The 18,626-nt window shown below is 47.9% G+C and carries 15 protein-coding genes; 4 read left to right on the top strand and 11 right to left on the bottom strand.

The annotated features are described in order from the left end of the window. Positions 1 to 31: 31 nt before the first annotated feature. Positions 32 to 1,663: a M1 family metallopeptidase gene (locus PV783_RS30740; RefSeq protein WP_420990710.1), complete on the top strand. Its 1,632-nt coding sequence runs from the start codon at positions 32 to 34 to the stop codon at positions 1,661 to 1,663. A gap of 53 nt (positions 1,664 to 1,716) precedes the next feature. Here PV783_RS30740 and PV783_RS30735 read toward each other — a convergent pair whose 3' ends face one another. Together PV783_RS30735 and PV783_RS30730 are read right to left on the bottom strand one after the other, a co-directional pair. After that, entirely contained in the window at positions 1,717 to 2,376 is a 660-nt protein-coding gene (locus tag PV783_RS30735; protein WP_420990709.1) for an NADPH-dependent F420 reductase, read from the bottom strand. 206 nt (positions 2,377 to 2,582) lie between these two features. Next, positions 2,583 to 3,335, bottom strand: coding sequence for a menaquinone biosynthetic enzyme MqnA/MqnD family protein (locus PV783_RS30730; protein ID WP_420990708.1), 753 nt, complete (start codon positions 3,333 to 3,335; stop codon positions 2,583 to 2,585). A gap of 142 nt (positions 3,336 to 3,477) precedes the next feature. Between PV783_RS30730 and purB the strand changes: the two genes are divergently transcribed. After that, positions 3,478 to 4,815 carry an adenylosuccinate lyase gene (gene purB, locus PV783_RS30725; RefSeq protein ID WP_079471868.1) on the top strand — a complete coding sequence of 446 codons (1,338 nt, stop codon included), beginning with the start codon at positions 3,478 to 3,480 and terminating at the stop codon, positions 4,813 to 4,815. Between the two features lie 163 nt (positions 4,816 to 4,978). On the opposite strand, the gene PV783_RS30720 is transcribed toward purB, so the two are convergent. Together PV783_RS30720 and PV783_RS30715 are read right to left on the bottom strand one after the other, a co-directional pair. Further along, the gene (locus PV783_RS30720; RefSeq protein ID WP_159454397.1) at positions 4,979 to 5,146 is read right to left on the bottom strand and encodes a hypothetical protein; all 168 of its coding nucleotides are present in this window, start codon (positions 5,144 to 5,146) and stop codon (positions 4,979 to 4,981) included. A gap of 87 nt (positions 5,147 to 5,233) precedes the next feature. After that, a complete protein-coding gene (locus tag PV783_RS30715) occupies positions 5,234 to 5,584 on the bottom strand; it encodes a YraN family protein (RefSeq protein ID WP_079471867.1) in 351 nt (116 codons plus the stop codon). 146 nt (positions 5,585 to 5,730) lie between these two features. Here PV783_RS30715 and manA point away from each other — a divergent pair, with 146 nt between their 5' ends. Further along, positions 5,731 to 6,933 (top strand): mannose-6-phosphate isomerase, class I, encoded by a 1,203-nt coding sequence (gene manA / locus PV783_RS30710; RefSeq protein ID WP_420990707.1) that lies wholly within the window; start codon positions 5,731 to 5,733, stop codon positions 6,931 to 6,933. A 237-nt stretch (positions 6,934 to 7,170) separates the two neighbouring features. On the opposite strand, the gene PV783_RS30705 is transcribed toward manA, so the two are convergent. Genes PV783_RS30705 through PV783_RS30685 form a run of 5 tightly spaced genes read right to left on the bottom strand, consistent with a single transcriptional unit; the run spans position 7,171 to position 13,943 of the window. Continuing rightward, on the bottom strand, positions 7,171 to 8,121 hold the full coding sequence (locus PV783_RS30705; protein ID WP_420990706.1) for an NADP-dependent oxidoreductase: 951 nt from the start codon (positions 8,119 to 8,121) through the stop codon (positions 7,171 to 7,173). A 37-nt stretch (positions 8,122 to 8,158) separates the two neighbouring features. Continuing rightward, positions 8,159 to 10,762, bottom strand: coding sequence for a polynucleotide kinase-phosphatase (locus tag PV783_RS30700; RefSeq protein ID WP_420990705.1), 2,604 nt, complete (start codon positions 10,760 to 10,762; stop codon positions 8,159 to 8,161). Beyond that, positions 10,746 to 11,822, bottom strand: coding sequence for a DNA polymerase beta superfamily protein (locus PV783_RS30695; RefSeq protein ID WP_420990704.1), 1,077 nt, complete (start codon positions 11,820 to 11,822; stop codon positions 10,746 to 10,748). The genes PV783_RS30700 and PV783_RS30695 overlap by 17 nt, the downstream gene beginning before the upstream one ends. Beyond that, complete coding sequence (locus tag PV783_RS30690) at positions 11,812 to 12,573, bottom strand: nucleotidyltransferase domain-containing protein (RefSeq protein ID WP_079471862.1); 762 nt, start codon at positions 12,571 to 12,573, stop codon at positions 11,812 to 11,814. Before PV783_RS30690 ends, PV783_RS30695 begins: the two co-directional genes overlap by 11 nt. After that, on the bottom strand, positions 12,570 to 13,943 hold the full coding sequence (locus tag PV783_RS30685) for a 3' terminal RNA ribose 2'-O-methyltransferase Hen1 (RefSeq protein ID WP_420990703.1): 1,374 nt from the start codon (positions 13,941 to 13,943) through the stop codon (positions 12,570 to 12,572). The genes PV783_RS30690 and PV783_RS30685 overlap by 4 nt, the downstream gene beginning before the upstream one ends. 152 nt (positions 13,944 to 14,095) lie before the next feature. On the opposite strand from PV783_RS30685, the gene PV783_RS30680 reads away from it, so the two are divergent. Further along, positions 14,096 to 15,400, top strand: a complete 1,305-nt coding sequence (locus PV783_RS30680) for an O-acetylhomoserine aminocarboxypropyltransferase/cysteine synthase family protein (protein WP_420990702.1) — start codon at positions 14,096 to 14,098, stop codon at positions 15,398 to 15,400. A 43-nt stretch (positions 15,401 to 15,443) separates the two neighbouring features. Here PV783_RS30680 and PV783_RS30675 read toward each other — a convergent pair whose 3' ends face one another. After that, positions 15,444 to 17,870, bottom strand: coding sequence for an AsmA family protein (locus PV783_RS30675; RefSeq protein WP_420990701.1), 2,427 nt, complete (start codon positions 17,868 to 17,870; stop codon positions 15,444 to 15,446). A 44-nt stretch (positions 17,871 to 17,914) separates the two neighbouring features. After that, complete coding sequence (locus PV783_RS30670; protein WP_079471858.1) at positions 17,915 to 18,619, bottom strand: hypothetical protein; 705 nt, start codon at positions 18,617 to 18,619, stop codon at positions 17,915 to 17,917. Positions 18,620 to 18,626 lie beyond the last annotated feature (7 nt).

The following is an 18,626-nucleotide window of genomic DNA, read 5'->3' as shown; positions in this document are numbered from 1 at the left end:
ATATCTTTCAGGTTAAAATATACGAATAAATATGCGCGGCATACCAATGCTTTGTATGGCCCTTCTGGCAACATTAACTGCAGGGGCACAACAGTTCAGCAGGGCTGACACGCTGAGAGGCAGTATTACTCCTCAGCGCGCCTGGTGGGATGTTACCAGTTACGACCTGCATGTACAGGTAAATCCGGACGACAGCACCTTCAGCGGCTTTAATACCATTACCTACCAGGTGCTGAAAACCGATTCCGTGATGCAGATAGACTTGCAGGTACCCATGGTGATAGACAGTGTGGTACAGGATAAGAAGTCGCTCGCCGTTACCCGCGACGGCAATGCCTGGTTTATAAAGATGGTGTCGCCGCAGGCAAAAGACAAATCAAAAAAGATCACCGTGTATTACAGCGGTAAACCCCGCAAGGCATTAAAAGCCCCATGGGATGGCGGCGTGGTATGGGCTAAAGATGAAAAGGGCCGTCCGTGGATAGCCACTGCCTGCCAGGGTTTGGGCGCCAGCATCTGGTGGCCGAACAAAGACACGCAAAGCGACGAACCGGAAGACATGACCATCAGCGTAACCGTTCCGGCGGACCTGACCGATGTATCCAATGGCCGTTTAAAAAAGACCATCGACAACCCCGATGGCACCAAAACCTTTGTATGGTATGTGGGCAGCCCTATCAATAATTATGATGTAGCGGTGAACGTAGGTAACTATATAGAGATGAAAGATACCTGGCATGGTGAAGGCGGCAAACTGGATCTTGGTTTCTGGGTATTGGATTATAATGAAGACAAAGCGCGGGAACATTTCAAAGTGGTGAAGCCGATGCTGAAATGTTTTGAATACTGGTTTGGTAAGTATCCTTTTTATAAAGATAGCTACAAACTGATAGAAGCGCCGTTCCTGGGTATGGAACACCAGAGCGGTGTGGCATATGGCAACAAATACCTCATGGGTTATTCCGGCAGGGATCTTTCCGGTACCGGCTGGGGATTGAAGTGGGACTTCCTCATTATCCATGAAAGCGGCCATGAATGGTTTGGTAACAGTATTACCAGCAAAGACCTGGCAGACATGTGGATCCATGAGTCTTTCACCAACTATTCCGAAACCCTTTTTACTGAATGCCAGTATGGACATAAGGCCGCGGAGGAATATGTACAGGGTATCCGTAAAAATATCTTAAATGATGTGCCCATCATTCCTCCCTATGGCGTAAACGCAGAGGGAAGCGGTGATATGTATTATAAAGGCGCCAACATGCTGCATAACATCCGGCAGATCATGGAAGACGACGAAGCCTTCCGCCAGCTGCTGCGCGGGCTGAACAAAACATTCTACCATCAGACTGTGACCACGCAGGAAATAGAACAGTATATGAGCCAGGTAGTGGGTATGAACCTCAGCAAAGTGTTTGACCAGTACCTGCGGCATACTACCATTCCTACGCTGGAGTACCGTTTCAACGGACAGCAGATCCAGTACCGCTGGGTATCTGATGTAAAGGATTTTAATATGCCGGTGAAGGTGAAGCTGAGTGATAACGGGTTTAAGCTGATATACCCCGGAACGTTATGGCGGAGTTCCAATATAACTTTAAGTAACCTGAAGAACTTTGAGGTAGATAAAAACTTCTATATAAATTCCAAACAGGTAAAGTAAGTACACGGATATATAAGAGAGGGATCAGCTGACAGCTGGTCCCTCTTTTCATTTTATCGTTTCAGTAATTTGAAGGCATGACCGGTGCTGTCGTTCAGAAAGCCGTAGGCGGCCCATAGAATAGAGAGTGGTTCTATGCTGCGGCTCATTTCTATCTTTCCCATATCAGCCACATCGAGCCAGCCAATCTGGTGTAGCAGGTTGGTCACTTCCCGTTTGGCATCGTTGTTATTGCCGGCAATAAACATGGTGGGGGCTCCTTCTTTGAAATCCGGGAGCAGCATTTTTTCATGGCCGATACAGCTGAGGGCCTTTACCACATTGGCATCCGGGGGTAGCCAGGCTTGTATTTGTTCCCCTGCCGAGTTATTATGACCGATGGTGAAGGTGAGTCGTCCGCTTTCATCGGGGCCTTTGCCATCGAGAGGATTGGTAACATCCACTACTGTTTTGTTTTTGAAGTTCCATATCCCGGCGGCTTCAATGGCTTTTTTGGTACCGGCCCAGCTGGTACAGATCAGCAACAGTTCCCCGAATTCGGATGCCTGTCTGAAAGTGCCTGCCATTGCCTGTTTGCCTTGCTTTTTTATCCATTGCTGCAGGGATTCCCTCGCGGGGTTACGGGTACCGATTGTAACATGATGTCCTGCCTGAATAAGCCCTTTACCAAGGGTTAATCCTACAGGACCGCTTCCAAGGATACCGATTTTCATGAGCGTAGATTAATTTAAGCAGATGATTGTGCGAATCATGAAGATACTTAAAAAAGCAGAAAGGATAAAGTGATGCTTTATCCTTTCTGCTTTAAATATGCTTTGCCAATGCTTCAGATATGCTTTGCGCATGCTTTACACATGCTTAGGACATGCCTTTGACATGGACTTTATACGGAGGTGACGTGGAGGGGACGTGGACTTGATCATACAACCCGCTCCTGTAGCAGGTATCCGAGGAATTTTTGCATGCCCTGTCGCTTCGCCGGCGTTAACGGATAACTGATATTATGAATATAATAAGTGGTAAGATCGTATACTGCGTAAGGGTTTGCGGCTACTACCGCCGGAATATTCTGAATTCCGATACCCGTGGCGTTGTTAAACTCCTTTATAAACGCTGCCGGCAGTTGTTTGTTACTGATCCAGGCGGCGAAAACAAATGGCAGGCTGGTAAAGCGCACCCAGTTTTCTGCGAGGTCATATATATATGGCGATACTTTGCGTTGTTCCAGGGCGCGGTCGCCGATCACCAGGCCGGCATCGGCTCCTTTGATCTTGTCCTGGTAATCCCCGTTGGTATCTACAAACTCCACACCAAGCTTCCAGTATTCGTGTACCAGTACTTTGAGCAGCGCTACAGAAGTGCGGCTCTGGTAATCCAGGTAAATACGTTTTATTTCATTTAAAGGCACCTCGCTGTATAAACAAACAGATGCCACTGGTCCTTCGGCTCCGATACAATAATCTGCTATGATATGATATTCCTTTAATTTAGGAATAATGGCCACCGGCACAAGCGCTACGTCTACCTCTCCATCTATCAGCTGCTGGGCTATTTTAGCGGGATAATCCATCGATAATTCCATCATCTCCATCACCGGATGATTCCTGAATCCATACAATAAAGGCTTCGTATTCAAATAACTTACAGCCGCAACTTTTACTTTCCGTTCCAATTTCAGTAATTTTGAAGCTGCAAAAGTAATTAAATCCCGGTTAACAAGTTCCAAATGAATAATTGTGGTCCTGTAAATCAGGATTTAGGGAGAACTTGCAGCCATTCAAACATGTTAATAGTAATACTGGAATACATACATTATGCAACTACAACCTTTAACTGCCATTTCTCCGCTGGACGGGCGCTATCGCAAGCAACTGGACGAGCTGGCCAATTATTTTTCTGAATTTGCGTTGATCCGTTACCGTGTGATGGTAGAGGTGGAATATTTTATTGCGCTCTCCGAGCAGAAGCTGTTTACGCTGCCGAAAGCCAAGTTCCCCGCCCTGCGTAAAATTTACCAGGAGTTCACCATCGAGAACGCACAACTGATCAAAGACACAGAAAAAATTACCAACCACGATGTAAAGGCAGTTGAATATTTTCTGAAGAATGAATTGAAGAACCTGGGTTTGGAAGACAAACTGGAGTGGGTGCATTTCGGTCTTACTTCACAGGATGTAAACAATACCGCTACCCCGCTGTTCTGGAAAGACGCCATAGAACACGTGTATATGCCGGCACTGGCTAATATGATCCTGGAGCTGAAGAAGCTGGGATTATCCTGGATGAAAGTACCGATGCTGGCGCGTACCCACGGTCAGCCTGCTTCCCCCACCATTTTGGGTAAAGAGATCCTGGTGTTTGTAGAACGGTTGGAAGGACAGGTGAACCTGCTGGGGCATATTCCTTTCGCAGCGAAGTTTGGCGGCGCTACCGGTAACTTCAACGCGCATCACGTAGCTTTCCCCAAGATCAACTGGGAAAAGTTTGGCGAGAAGTTCGTGAACACCACGCTGGGCCTGCAACGTATGAAGTATACCACGCAGATTGAGCATTATGATAACATCGCTGCTCAATTTGATGCGCTGAAACGGATCAATACAATCCTGCTTGACTTCTGCCGTGATATATGGACTTATATCTCTATGGATTATTTCAAACAGAAGATCAAGAAGAATGAAGTGGGTTCTTCTGCCATGCCGCATAAAGTGAACCCGATTGATTTTGAGAACGCAGAAGGCAACCTCGGATTGGCGAATGCCCTGTTTGAGCACCTGAGCGCCAAACTGCCCATTTCCCGCCTGCAGCGCGACCTGACCGATTCCACGGTATTGCGTAACCTCGGCGTTCCGTTTGGTCATACCCTGCTGGCTACCAAATCTATTCAGAAAGGACTGAGTAAACTGATCCTGAATGAAGCCAAGCTGAAAGACGACCTGGAAAATAACTGGGCGGTAGTAGCAGAAGCCATTCAAACTGTATTACGTCGTGAGAATTATCCGCAGCCATATGAAGCACTGAAAGAGCTGACCCGTGGCGGAGAACAGATCACGCAGAAAAGCATGCATAAATTTGTGGATGGACTGAAGATCAGCGCCGCCCTCAAAAAAGAACTGAAAGCCATTACGCCACACAACTACACCGGTTTGTGGTAAGCATAAAACATAAAAGCTCCGTCTTGTAAGACGGAGCTTTTTTTTTACTTTCTGACTCCCGAAAGCAACTTCCTGTGATCAATGCGTTTAGTAGCGTAATAGCCGCGGTTAAACAAACGCTGTCAAATGTGTATTAATTTTTACTCCCCTGTTTCTTTCTTTGTTACTGGTATCGCCGTTGTTCATCTCTCCTGTTGGTATAAATAAAGTGCCTGCACAGGTCGCGCTGACCATTGCACCAGATCTTTTCAGAGAAAATGTTTTGCCTGAAATCTACCGGGATACCGGGGGTATATAACAACTCAGGGGTAGGTTCTAAAAGCTGGTACAAAGATATATAATATCATAGTATTAAAGAATAATCACAGGCATTTTTTTGTTAATAACTGGTTAACGATCTGAAGCGGGAAACCCGCGTTCAGAACACATCTTTCAGGTGTTCCAACTCATAATTTTCTCCTGAAAATGTGATGGCAATAATATCAAACCGGATGGCTGCAGGGTTAAGGTTATAATACAGGAGATAGTCGGTTGCCACGCTGCGGATATGTTCTTCCTTGCGGGCGTTCACGGCTTCTTCGGGCCAGCCAAAGCGATCTGTACTGCGTGTTTTCACTTCGATGAAATAAATCTGTTCGTTTTTCCGGGCGATGATATCTATCTCCTTCCTGCCGGATTTCCAGTTTACATGCAGGATGGTACAATACCGGCTAACATAAGCCTGTGCAATTGATTCGCCCTGTTGCCCCAGGGACAGATGATTGGCCATTTGCTATTGGGTTTGGGTATTACAAACAACTGCCTGAATAATTTACTTCCTGGTGCGGGGGAATTATTTACGGTTAACACCTATTTTTGCAGGCATATAAAATTATCGATTCTCTGGTATTTAACAAGTAAAACAGATTACTATATATGAACTTATTCAGACTGGAAGGAAAAGTACAGCATTACGCATGGGGCGGATATAACTATATTCCTGAGCTGTTGGGAATTGCCCCTTCAAATCAACCCAGTGCAGAATACTGGATGGGCGCGCATCCCAGCGCTCCGTCCACTATTACTACCGCCAGCGGACAACTGCCGCTGAATGAGCTGATTGGCCAGGACCCGGCCAACATTACCGGTCCGGCAGTATGGGAACGGTTTAAGGAGCTGCCTTTTCTTTTTAAGATCCTGGATGTAAAAGACATGTTATCTATCCAGGTACACCCTACCAAAAGTGAAGCGGAGAAAGGGTTTGCAAGGGAAAATGCCGAAGGTATTCCTTTGAGCGCGTCAAACCGTAACTATAAAGACGATAATCATAAACCTGAAATTATGGTGGCCCTGAGTGAGTTCTATCTCCTTCACGGCTTCCTGCCACATGAACAATTACTGAACGTACTGAAAACCGTTCCGGAATTTACTTCACTGGTAAGCATATACGAAAAAGAAGGTTATTATGGCCTGTATAAAAATGTAATGGAAATGCCACAGTCGCTGGTGAATATCATTCTCCGCCCGCTGACCGACCGCATGATCCTTCCTTACAAATCCAACAAGCTGTCGAAGAACGATCCAGGTTTCTGGGCTGCCCGTGCGGTTTTGAATGATCCTAACAGCAGGGAAAAACTCGATCGTGGCATCTTCTCTATTTACTTCTTTAATATCATGCAGGTACAACCCGGCGATGCAGTGTTCCAGGACGCCGGCATCCCGCATGCTTACCTGGAAGGCCAGAACGTAGAGCTGATGGCTAATTCAGACAATGTGCTGCGTGGCGGTCTTACCCCGAAACATGTGGATGTACCGGAACTCCTGAAGCATACCCGCTTTGAAGGGGTGCATCCTAATATCATTAAAGGCGATGTAAGCGCTGATGGACTGGAAAGAATTTATCCTTCCCCTGCGCCGGACTTTGAGGTGAGTAAAATTGATCTTACTGCCGGACAGGTATATAAGCATACTGCCAAAGCTGCGGAAATACTGATTGTAATGAAAGGTAACGTTACTATTAAAGGCGAGGATACATTGACTTTGCAAAAAGGACAATGTGCTTTTACAGCCTATGGCGCCACTTATGAAATCAGTACTGATGGTGAGGCGGAGTTGTTTAAGGCAACGGCTGGAGTGTAGTGGAGGAACGCCTTCGGCGTTGAAATTGTCTTGGAACAGGATTACGCTGATTTTACTGATTTTTTTGATTTGATCAGCACTGATTTTTAAAGATTAGGGGAGATAAAGTGAGTATTCACATTATCTCCCCTAATCTTTTATAAAAAATCTAAAGAAATCCTAAAACTAAAAATCAGACTAATCAATAAAATCAGCGTAATCCTGTTCCAAGACAATTTCAACGCCGAAGGCGTTCCCTCAAATAACGATCACTGTTTTTCCTTTCCCTTTCGCCTGGCGGCTCAGGACAATGGCAGCCGGCACATCTTCCAGTTTAATTTTATTTTCTACAGGGATCGTAAGCGCACCCCGGTCGATGGCCAGTGTTAAGATATCCAGCGAAGCGGCGCTGCCTTGTGTTTCAAAGTTGCCTCCGCGGATATTCCTGTCTTTCAGGGCATTTTCTTCTGCTACAAATTGGGTGGTAAATGCAGTGCCGCCGGGTTTCAACAAGTCCAGGTTCGCCTCAAATCCGTCTGTTTTACTTACCAGGTCGATCAGCCCATCGAGTCCTCCGGGGAACTGTTCTTTTACCTGTTCGGTTAATGGCGCTTCTTTATAGTTGATAGTTATTGCAGCGCCCAGTTTCTTCATTCTTTCAGCGCCGGCTTCATCTGAAACGGTGGCAATTACCTGTAAACCCTGTGCAGCAGCCAGTTGTACCGCAAACGAGCCAACGCCCCCGGTGGCGCCGTTGATCAGCAGTATATTTCCTTCCTGGAGATCCAGTTTATCCAAGAGTTGCTGGGCGGTCATGCCGGCAGTGGGTACCGCGGCAGCTTCAACGGCCGACAGGCTGGATGGCGCTTTGGTAATCCCTGATTTTTCAGGCACGATGGCGTATTCGGCATAAGAGCCTTCGCCGATGGGCGAATGAATAAACTGACCGTAGATCTTATCGCCTGCTTTAAACCGGGTAACGCCCTCTCCCACTTCTTCCACGGTGCCTGCACCATCTACGCCCATGATGAGCGGAAACTGGTGTTTGGTTTTCCCGTCGTCCATAATGCCATCAATCATTTTCCAGTCGAACGGATTCATCCCCGCTGCGGCTACTTTTACCAGTACAGTGCCTGGTCGTACTGCAGGTTTCGGCAGGTCCATCACCACAGGAATGTCTTTGAATTTTGATACGGCTACGGCTTTCATAATTATGTTTTTTTAATGTAGAAAGATGCTTTCATGGTTACAGTCTCGGATCTACCGGTTCGCTCTCCAGCGCTAAAATACCAAATACGCATTGATGTACCGCCTGTAGCGATGCATTATTTACAAACCGGTCGAGCCCTTCGAGGCCCAGTGCGAATTCACGCAATGCCAGGGAGCGTTTGCCCGACAGCTTGCGGCTGCGCAAACGGTGGAGGTTTTCCGGTGCGTCGTATTCAGGACCGTAAATGATGCGCAGGTATTCTTTACCACGGATCTTTACGGCGGGTTGGATGAGTCCTTTTTCATCCCTGGCCATAAAGGTGGATGGTTTGATCACCATACCTTCACCACCGGCGGCGGTAAGGTTTTCCCACCAGGCGATGGCTGCTTTTTCACTGGCTTCATTCCCTATTTCCACTTCCAGGAAAGGGGTAGCGATCAGTAATTGTTCATCACCAGCGCAGATATTTTTTATGGCAGACAGGTGCCATTCATGGTCTTTATCGAAATACGTTTTGCCTTCCGTGGCCATGATATGAAACGGCGCCAGCTTATAATCGTCCAGTGACTCCACCGGCCAGCAATACTGGCGGTATGCCTTTACGTAACTACTGGTTTGTTCGAGACGGCGGGAATACTTTTCCAGCAATGCCTGCGCAGGTACGCCCTGTGTAATGGCCTGCTGCAACGCATCCACCACTACGGGCAACGCCTGCCCTGCGGCAGTGCCAACGGCTGCGTACTGGTTTTGCAGTAATGCCTGGGCTTTTGCACTCCAGGGCATCAGCTCTGCATCCAGGCATACCCAATCGGTTTCAAAGGTTTCGTAAAAGCCGGTGCTGATCAGCGCTGCGTTGATGCGGGCAATGAAGTGCTGTTCCGTTTGTTTATCGCTGAAGAAGCTGCGGCCCGTTCTCGTATATACCACACCGTTACCTTCTCCTGCAACGCCAAAACGTTTTACAGCTGTGGCTTCGTCGCGGCAAACAATTACCACTGCGCGCGAGCCCATATGTTTCTCTTCGCAAATTACTTTTGCTATACCTGCTTCCTTATAATATTGCAGGCCCTCTATAGGGTGCTCCAGCATTCCTTCTTCCCGGCTGGTTTCAGCGGGCGACATGGTAGGCGGCAAATATATGAGCCACCTCGGGTTGATGGTAAAACGGCTCATGGCTTCCAGTGCCGCAATGTTGTTCTCTTCCCGGATAGTGATGCTATGACTGTAGTTTGTCTGCAATATTTTCTTCCCGATAAAATCTTCTATGTCCAACACGTTATCGTACTGCTGCTCCAGGCTTAACGCGCTTTCCAGGTTGTAGCCAATGGGGCGGGCAGGCTCGGCGTACTGCTCCTGTGCAGGTATTGACACCAGTATCTTTTCAGGGTAACGCAGTGCGGTAAGGGTAGCGCCAAATACGCAACCGGTATCTATGTCGATAGTGTTGTTTAAAAATTTGGCTTCCGGAACCGGTGTGTGGCCGTATACCACCATTGCTTTGCCTTTGTATTCCAGCGCCCAGTTATATCTTACCGGCAGGCCGAATTCATCTGTTTCACCGGTGGTTTCACCATACAGGCAAAACTCTCTTACTGCACCGGAGCCACGCCCCTGCATGTTTTCCTTTAACCCGGCATGTGCTACCACCAGTTTACCATCGTCCAGTACATAATGACTCACAAGGCCATCCAGGAACTGTTTCACTGCCGCAAGGAACTCCGGTGTTTCACCTGCCAACTGGGCTACCGTTGCTTCGAGGCCGTGCCGTAGCACTACGTTCTTTCCATTCAGGTAGCGGAGCAGTTTAGCATCATGGTTTCCCGGTACGCATAGCGCGAGGCCATTGTTTACCATGTTCATTACCAACCGCAGTACCTGTGGTGACTTCGGACCACGATCTACCAGGTCGCCTACAAACACGGGTTTGCGGAAACGCGTGTATCCATCTGCGTTAGTAGTGAGCGGCGCGCTGATCAGGGTATAATTTTCTTTATCTACTTCGTAGCCCAATGTACCCAGCAAGGTACACAGCTCATCGTAGCAACCGTGTACATCTCCTATGATATCAAAAGGTCCGTGTTCATCTTTCTTATTATTGTACAACGGGTTACGGGTAACGGTTTCCAGCTGCTCCACCTCTTCCGGCGAGTGCAGTTCAAAGATGTGACGGAAACCTTCGTCCCGGAGGTAGCGGATACCGCGCCGGAGCTGGCTGATCTGTTGCGGGATCACGTGCGTACCGAAGTTACGGTCGCTCCGCAGGTTGTTGCGCTCCTGGCATACTTTCTCCGACATATTGAGTACAATGGCCACCGGGAGTACATGATACTCGCGGGCCAGCCGCACCCATTCCTTGCGCGCTTCCGGCTGCACATTGGTGGCGTCTATCACGGTGAGCAGCCCCAGCTTCAACCGTTTAGCGGCTATAAATCTAACTACTTCAAAAGCATCGGCGGAAACCGCCTGGTTGTTTTCATCATCGCTGATCAAACCCCGGCAAACATCCGACGAAACAATTTCGGTGGGCTTAAAAAAGCGGCGGGCAAACGTGGACTTACCGGCGCCAGAGGGGCCGATCAATAATACCAGTGATAATTCCGGTATGGAGATATGTGATAATTGTCTATTTCTCCGGGACATAAAATTCGTCTCTTATTCTGATTAACAGGCTGGCCGCCAGCTCCGGGTCCGGGTGATCCGGAAGATCGGAAGCGGCATACAGCTGTTCCATGTCATTTAATTTTTGGGTGGCCATATCCAGCAATTCGTCGTATGTAAACTCACCGTTGCGGATACGAAGCAGAAAATCGCGGTCGTTGCGATACACCCGTACTTCCTTGTATCGTGCAATCTCTTCAGCCATCGTTAGCAGGCGGAAGGTATGCATCATGTGCTTGCTGTCGTAGTCTGCGCCCAGTTCCCGGTTATGTTCATAGCGGGCTTCATTCCGAAGCTCTACCCACTCCCAATAGGATGCAAAGTCTTTGCAATACACCGTATAGCCGTCTTTGTTAAACTGCATAATCGCCAACGGGTCCGGCCCTTTCGGGATGCTGCTGAGTTGTACATCATTCGCATCTGCGCCGGAGAAGATCCCTTTAAAGGTAACACCGGGTTCAAACTGGCTGGTATGATACAACGCGTATACATCCCGGAAATGGTCTATCCGTGCAAGGCCACAATCCTTTTGCGAGAGGTTGTTTTCGTGTAGCCACTCCCGTAAAGGAATACTGCGGCTGCCTGCAATTACGTAGCAAAATTCAGTTACGTCTTTCCTTTCTGTTCCGTGCGACTGGTTAATCTTTTTATTCAGTCCTTTCGCTTTCTTTATCTGTGTTTTGGCATAGCCTGCAAAGGTTTCCAGGCATAGCTTTGACAGGAAGTCTTTTGGCTGAATAAGGTTCATCAGCGGATGCCGGAACAATTGGTTGCCATTTGCAGTACTCAGCAGTTCCAGGATATTAGGATTGTTTTTATCCAGCAGTTCCAGGAAGCGCTTTATTTCAAAGTATACTTCATCATTGCTTTGATTGGCTACCTGCGGGGTGTAGGTCATCCCATACAGTTCCCTTTGCGGTAAAATGAATACGCCTTTGATATCTGTGTCTGACGTGGGTACCTGCAGGTTATACGCTTTGCTGCCGCTGATGCATTCCAGCAGGATGTACTCCCGTTGCTGTTGCAGTGCTTCAAAAGTCATACGAAATATATTTCCGGAAAAGCATATCCAGTTCTGCGGTATCGTTTTTTATGGCCGGTAGTTCTGCTGCCTGCATTCTACAATCTTCCAGGGTATATGCCATCCACTGGTGCAGTACAGGATCAGGCGTTACCGTGGCTTGCTCATCCGCAGTGGCTTTTAATTCCAGCAGTTTATCGATGATAGCCTGAATAGCATTATCTGTAATTAACGTACGTAACGGTTCCAGCTCCATCGGCGGCACACCTTTACCGGCAAGGATCCACTGGCAGGCGAGCATTGGGCGCAATACATAGAAGTACTTCTTCAGCTTGATGGCTTCTCCCTGTAATTCGTTGGAGAAAACATTGAAAGCCATAGAGAGATAATGATGACAACCTGAGCGTGGTGAAAAGTACTTTTCCATCAGGCTTGTCATTGTTTGTTTAAAATCCGTTTCTTCCTTGTAGATGATAGGCGACTGTAACCATTCGTACAGCGGGGCATTGGATTTCAGGAACAGCTGTAATCCTTTGCGGATATCCCATCCGCTTACATCCAGCACTTCATCTACCGGTAATTCAATTACATCGCGTGGTTCAGTGATACTCAGGTAGCTATCCCTGTGACGGGTATAAATATAGCGCACATCGTAGTCGCTGTCGGGAGAAGCAAATCCCCATGCGCGGCTGCCGGATTCGCAGGCATACAATACTTTTACCTGATGCTGTTGTTCCAGTTCCTTTATTTTCTCTAATATAATGTCTCTCATAATGATCGTTTAAACAAGGCCAGCTGGCTGGGTCCGCCCAGTGTTTCATCTATTTCTCCAAGTGGCCTGAAGGATACAATATAACCAAATTGTGCGGCTACGCGGTTGGCCCACGTTTCAAATTGTGCGCGTGTCCATTCAAAACGGTGATCTCCATGCCGGAATGCGCCAGCAGTAAGCTTTTCATACATCACATTATATTCTGCATTTACCGTGGTAATGATCACGTGTACAGGCCGTGCGTATTCAAATACTACTTTTTCCAGTGCCTGGAGGCGGGATTCGTCCAGGTGTTCAATCACTTCCACCAGTACGCCGGCATCAAAACCTTCCAGGCGTTTATCCCTGTACGTTAGTGATCCCTGGATGAGCTGTATGCGGTTACGCTGCATTTCGGGGAGGCGGTCGAGCTTCACTTTATCCTGTGCAATTTCCAGTGCGCGATAGCTTACATCCATTCCCAGGATCTTTTTGAATTGTGATTTCTCCATCAGCAGGCGGAGCAGTTTCCCTTCCCCGCAACCCATGTCTGCTACCGTGGATACATTTAGTTCCTGGAGTATATCCCTTACCGTTAGCAGGCGGAGGTCATGCAGTTTTACTTTGTCTTTCGCCGGTTTTTCCTCTGCGGGTAGTACTTCGTCTTTCATGATCAGCTCCAGCGCCTGTTTAGCCAGTGGTGCAATATTGCGGAGGTAGCGGCGGGTAATGAGTTCTTTGGCCGGATGCGCATCCAGCCAGCCCTCTCCTTTCTCCATCAGCTTTTCTATTTCATGGCCGCCTACGAAATAATGTTTGTCGTTGTCGCAAACCGGCACCAGGATATACAGTTGTTTCAGGATTGTTTTCAGCGGCAGTGTATGGCGGAGGGTTACATTGAAGTAACGGCTCTGGCCCCATGCGGGATATTGTTCATCCAGCAGGTGTGCCTGCACATTCACTTCATAGCCCAGCGGCTCAAAGAACTGGCGCAGCAAAGGTTCGCCGCCCTTCACCGGTAAAACAGACAATCCAATTTCAAACGGAATGGCTTCATCCACCAGGTGTGGCTTGTCTTTACAACGGCCATTCATGGCAGTGGCATAAGCCTGTGATATAGCCGCGCTCATAAACGACGACGCTACATATGGACGGTCGTTTACATATTGTTCCAGTGCAAAGTCGTGGCCGTTCCCGTTTCCGCGTACCAACCTTACCGGATCAATGTCCAGCAATAACGCGGCGGTGCAGGAATGGTCTGTTGCTTCCGGGTAAAAGATGTGTGCACTCCCTGCGGTCAGTTCAACGGTTTGTACTTTTGCGGGATGTTTATGCAACAGATAGCCCAGGTCTGTGGCGGGGTAACGTTTGGTGGTAATAGTTAATAACATCGGTCAACTGCATTTCTTCACTTAAACATTCATTTTATATTATGGTGCCGAAGATATTATTTTTTGTGTGAGAATCATGTTAAAATATTTTGTTATTACAATTAGTCTACTATATTTGTAGACTTATATTCAAACCTTTAAATTTTCCGGTTATGTCCAATAAGCCATTACATTTTGACACCTTACAGGTGCATGCGGGTTATCAGCCTGAATCCTCTACCCATGCGGCCGCGGTGCCTATTTATCAAACCACCTCCTATACTTTTGAGAGCGCGGAACATGCGGCGGATCTTTTCCAGCTGAAGCAGTTTGGTAATATCTACACCCGTATTATGAACCCCACCACGGATGTATTTGAAAAGAGAGTGGCAGCGCTGGAGGGCGGCGTAGGCGCGCTGGCCGTGGCATCCGGACAGGCAGCGCAGTTCATTGCCCTGCATAATATCCTGTTACCGGGAGATAATTTTGTGACTTCCTCCTATCTGTATGGCGGCACCTTTAACCAGTTTAAAGTGAGTTTCAAGCGCATTGGTGTAGAGGCGCGTTTTGCGGATCTTGATAAGCCGGAGAGCTTTGAAGCATTGATCGATGAAAACACAAAAGCGCTTTATGTGGAAACCATCGGTAACCCGGGATTTGCCATTCCGGATTTTGAAAAAATCAGCGCCATTGCGCGCAAGCATGATATTCCGCTGGTAGTGGATAATACTTTTGGCGCGGCAGGTTACCTGGCCCGTCCGCTGGAGCATGGCGCCAACGTGGTGGTAGAAGCCGCCACCAAATGGATTGGCGGGCATGGCACCAGTATTGGCGGTATCATTGTGGATGGCGGCAATTATAACTGGGGCAATGGCAAGTTTGTACAGTTCAGTGAACCGGATGAGGCTTATCATGGTATGAAGTTCTGGGAAGTATTTGGCTCGCACAGTCCGTTTGGCAACATTGCCTACATTATCCGGGCGCGTGTGGCCGGCTTACGCAGCTGGGGACCGGCACTGGCGCCACAAAACTCTTTCCTGTTCCTGCAGGGGCTGGAAACCCTCTCCCTCCGGGTACAGCGGACAGTAGATAATGCGCTCGCATTGGCACAGTGGCTGCAACAACATCCACAGGTGGAATCGGTAAACTACCCGGGCCTTCCAGACAACAAATACCATGCACTGGCGAAGAAGTACCTGCAAAATGGCTTTGGCGGCGTATTGAGTTTTAAGATCAAAGGAGGAAAAGAAACGGCCGATAAATTCGTACAGGCGTTAAAGTTAATTTATCACCTGGCCAATGTAGGCGATTCCAAAACGCTGATCATCCATCCTGCTACTACTACCCACCAGCAGCTGAGCGAAGAAGAGCAAAGGAAAGCGGGTGTAGCGCCAGGCGTGCTGCGCATTTCGCTGGGTATTGAACATATCAGTGATATTAAGGGAGATCTTGAACAGGCTTTCCAAACGGTAGCTTGAAAATAGTGTGGTGACTTTTGTGATGGTCCGCAAAAGTCACCCTTTAATCGCCATCTCCTTTCCCCAGCTTTATTTTCACTTTACCATCCTTTTCCGATACTGCATGCAGGTGTATAACAATCCCTTTCCTGCTGCGTTTGCGCTTCTCTGCCCTATCCGTGATGGCCGAATCTTTCGCCGGGTTTCTTAACGGAATATCCAGGTTGATATTGGTGCCTCCGTCTATTCCGTATACCCCGTTCACATCAATATTTATGGCGCTGGAAGCGATGCGCATGGGTGGGATCAGTATTTTATTGCCCTGTACCTGGAAGGTGTTGGACAGATTATCGATGGTGATGCTATCCAGGCGGCGCTTGCGGAAGGCGAAGTTACCGATATCTGCGAGCGGCCCAAAGTTAATCAGGGCGCCGTTCTTCAGGTTAAAGTTGATGGTGCCGTAGAGGGAGTTTTTAGCAAGACTTCCATTATCCAGTACATTCCCTTTCAGATTCACCTTTGCAGATACATTTCCTCTCAGGTTATCTGATTTCAGGGCCGACATTCCGAAGTTATCAAATGCATAGAACAACTGGCTGATGTGCACATTGTTCACTGTGGCATTCATGTTAAAGTTGTTGTTATTCCCCTGTTGGTGCATTACGCCGGCCAGCTGCATATTTCCACCTGCATGTTGCAGGGCGATCTGCTTTAATAGTATATCCGTATTCGTTAGTTGCACGGAAGCTTTAACATTTTGCGCAGCGAAACGCTGAAAGATGATCTTATCCAGCTGCACCTGCATGTTTACGTTGCTGGACGCCAACACTACATCCAGTTGCCGGTTCACGCGGGTCATTTTTGCTTTCTGCTGGCTGCGGGATGGTTTGGCTTTTCGCCGGGGCGCCAGGAAGCTCTTGAATTCATTGAGGTCTACCAGCTGACTTCGGATATTCCAGGTGAGTTCAATTTTATCCGGTGTGGTAAAATAGAGGTTCAGGAGGTTCTTCACCATGCCGTTCATTTGCAGGCTGCTTTTCTGTGTTTGTATGTTGATATTTTCCAGCATCAGATCCTGCCCGGTAAAACGCAGGGTGGCGCTGGCATCATGAAAAGACAGGTTACGCGGCAGGTAAGTAAACGCGCCTTGTTTTACCTGTACCACCCCTTGCAGGGAAGAAGGGGTATTATCATTGGCCAGTACCGGGCCTGTGTAGTACAGGTCGGCGTTGGCGTTACCATCTTTGAATAAGATGGGGCTTTCCCCGGTATCGCTGTTCAGGTTAGTCAACGGGAAATTGGACCGGAAGTGGCCGTGGAGCAATGGTTGCTTCAGGTTCACCACGCGGATGGTATCCGCTTTCAACGGTACTCCTGCCAGCGTAGCGCTCAGCTGAAAAATATTGACGGCAGAATTTTCATCATTGTGGCCCTGCCCCGGTAACACCTCGTTATTAAACCTTCCGGTGAAATTACAGTTGGTCCATTCGCCCATTGTAGTTACCAGTACGTTGTTAGTCGTTTTCCAGGTGATGAGTACTTTAGGCGTATCCCTGTATTTCATATGCCCGTTGAGGTTAGCCTCAGCGTCCAGTGGTTTGGTGAGGGTAATGCTGCTTAATTTGGTGCTGATAGTGGGCGGCAACCAGGAGGCCGCATCATGCAGCAATACCTGGTTGGCATTAATTTTCAGCTGGAACGGCGGCGGCTTTTCGCTAAAGCCAAACTGCCCGGTAATGAGCACCGGGTGGTCATCTATACGGATCTCCTGTGATGGTATCGTGAGAATCTTTGTGCGCTTATTGAATATTACGGAGAGGTTTAATTGCAGTTTTTTATCTTTCAGATAACTTCCTTTAACGGTGTTGAAAGCAAAACTTTTAGACAGGATATCCGATATTATGGTAACCTGTACACTGCTGTCCGTGGCACTCACCTTGCCATCCAACTGGCGTATATCCAGTTGGAATAATTTAAACTTCTGCCGGTTATCTATAATAAAACTGATGTTCGTTAACATCAGTTTTTTGATGCTGGCATCTTTTGAGCCGTTGCTTTTCTTCGCGGCCGATTTCCGTTGCAGCACGTATGTGTTGGAATAGCCGGTGGTATCAGTATACAGGAAGATGGTACCATCCTGCAGGGTGATTTCATTTACATCTACGTGTTTGCGTAGCAGTGATAACGTATTTACCCGTACGAAAATGTAGTTAACATCCAGCAATGGATGATGATGTTGCTGAAAGAGGCTGTCTTCCAGTACTACTTTTTTCAGGGCGATAGATACATTGGGAAAGCTCTTCCACAGGGAAGGTTCCATATCAGCGATACGGATATTTCCGCTCAGGCGATCATTCAGCTGGGCCGTGATCTGTTTCAGGAAATTGTCTTTATTGGCATGTATGTACCAGGTCATACCCAGGATTAACAACACCAGGAGTGCTATAAATATACCGCCGGTAATAAGGATGATCCTGAGCCATTTTCTCATGTGGTAAAGGTTTATCTGCTATAACAGCTGAGCTGCTAAACAGTTCACCAACCCATAAAAACCATGCCCGTTCCACAGAGTGTAACCGCAGCGCCGCTGATGGCGGCCATATATCTTTCCGTAGCAACGGGTTTCATGAGGGAAAACCCATAGTATCCCAGCAGTACCATAATGATCATGGTGAGAATGGTAAAGAAGGTAAAAGTAGCAATCAGCATTACAATGCCGGGTACAGATTGTTGCGCCGCCGGGTAAAACAATAACGGCAGCAAGGGTTCAGAGGGGCCCATTACGAATATCACGAACAGGATCCAGGGCGTTACGCGGATCCTTTTCTGCGGCGCTACGTAGGCTTCATTATGACGATGCTGATAAACATACATATCGCCATCGTCGTATACATCAAAGTGTTTGTGTGGCCTGTTGGCGATGGCTTTATACAATCCCCAAATGAGGTAAAAAAGCCCCAATATCAGCAATGCCCATCCCGCAATGCCGCCACGTACTTCTGTGATAGCGGTAAAACGCGATAGCTGCCATCCCAGCACCACGCCGATCATCCCGATCACGAGGGAACTCATTACATGTCCGAGGCCGCAGAGGGCCGTCCACCCGATGGTTTTAGCCACCGACCATTTCCGGGTGCGGGAAAAAACGATAAAAGGTACATAATGATCCGGGCCGGAGGCCGTATGAAGACAGCTGATGGTAACTGCTGTTAGTAATAAACTGTTATCGATAAATGACATACTACTG

Origin of the sequence: Chitinophaga sp. CC14, assembly GCF_048957795.1 — a bacterium.
Taxonomy (GTDB): domain Bacteria; phylum Bacteroidota; class Bacteroidia; order Chitinophagales; family Chitinophagaceae; genus Chitinophaga; species Chitinophaga ginsengisegetis.
This window is presented reverse-complemented; position numbering and strand designations above follow the sequence as displayed.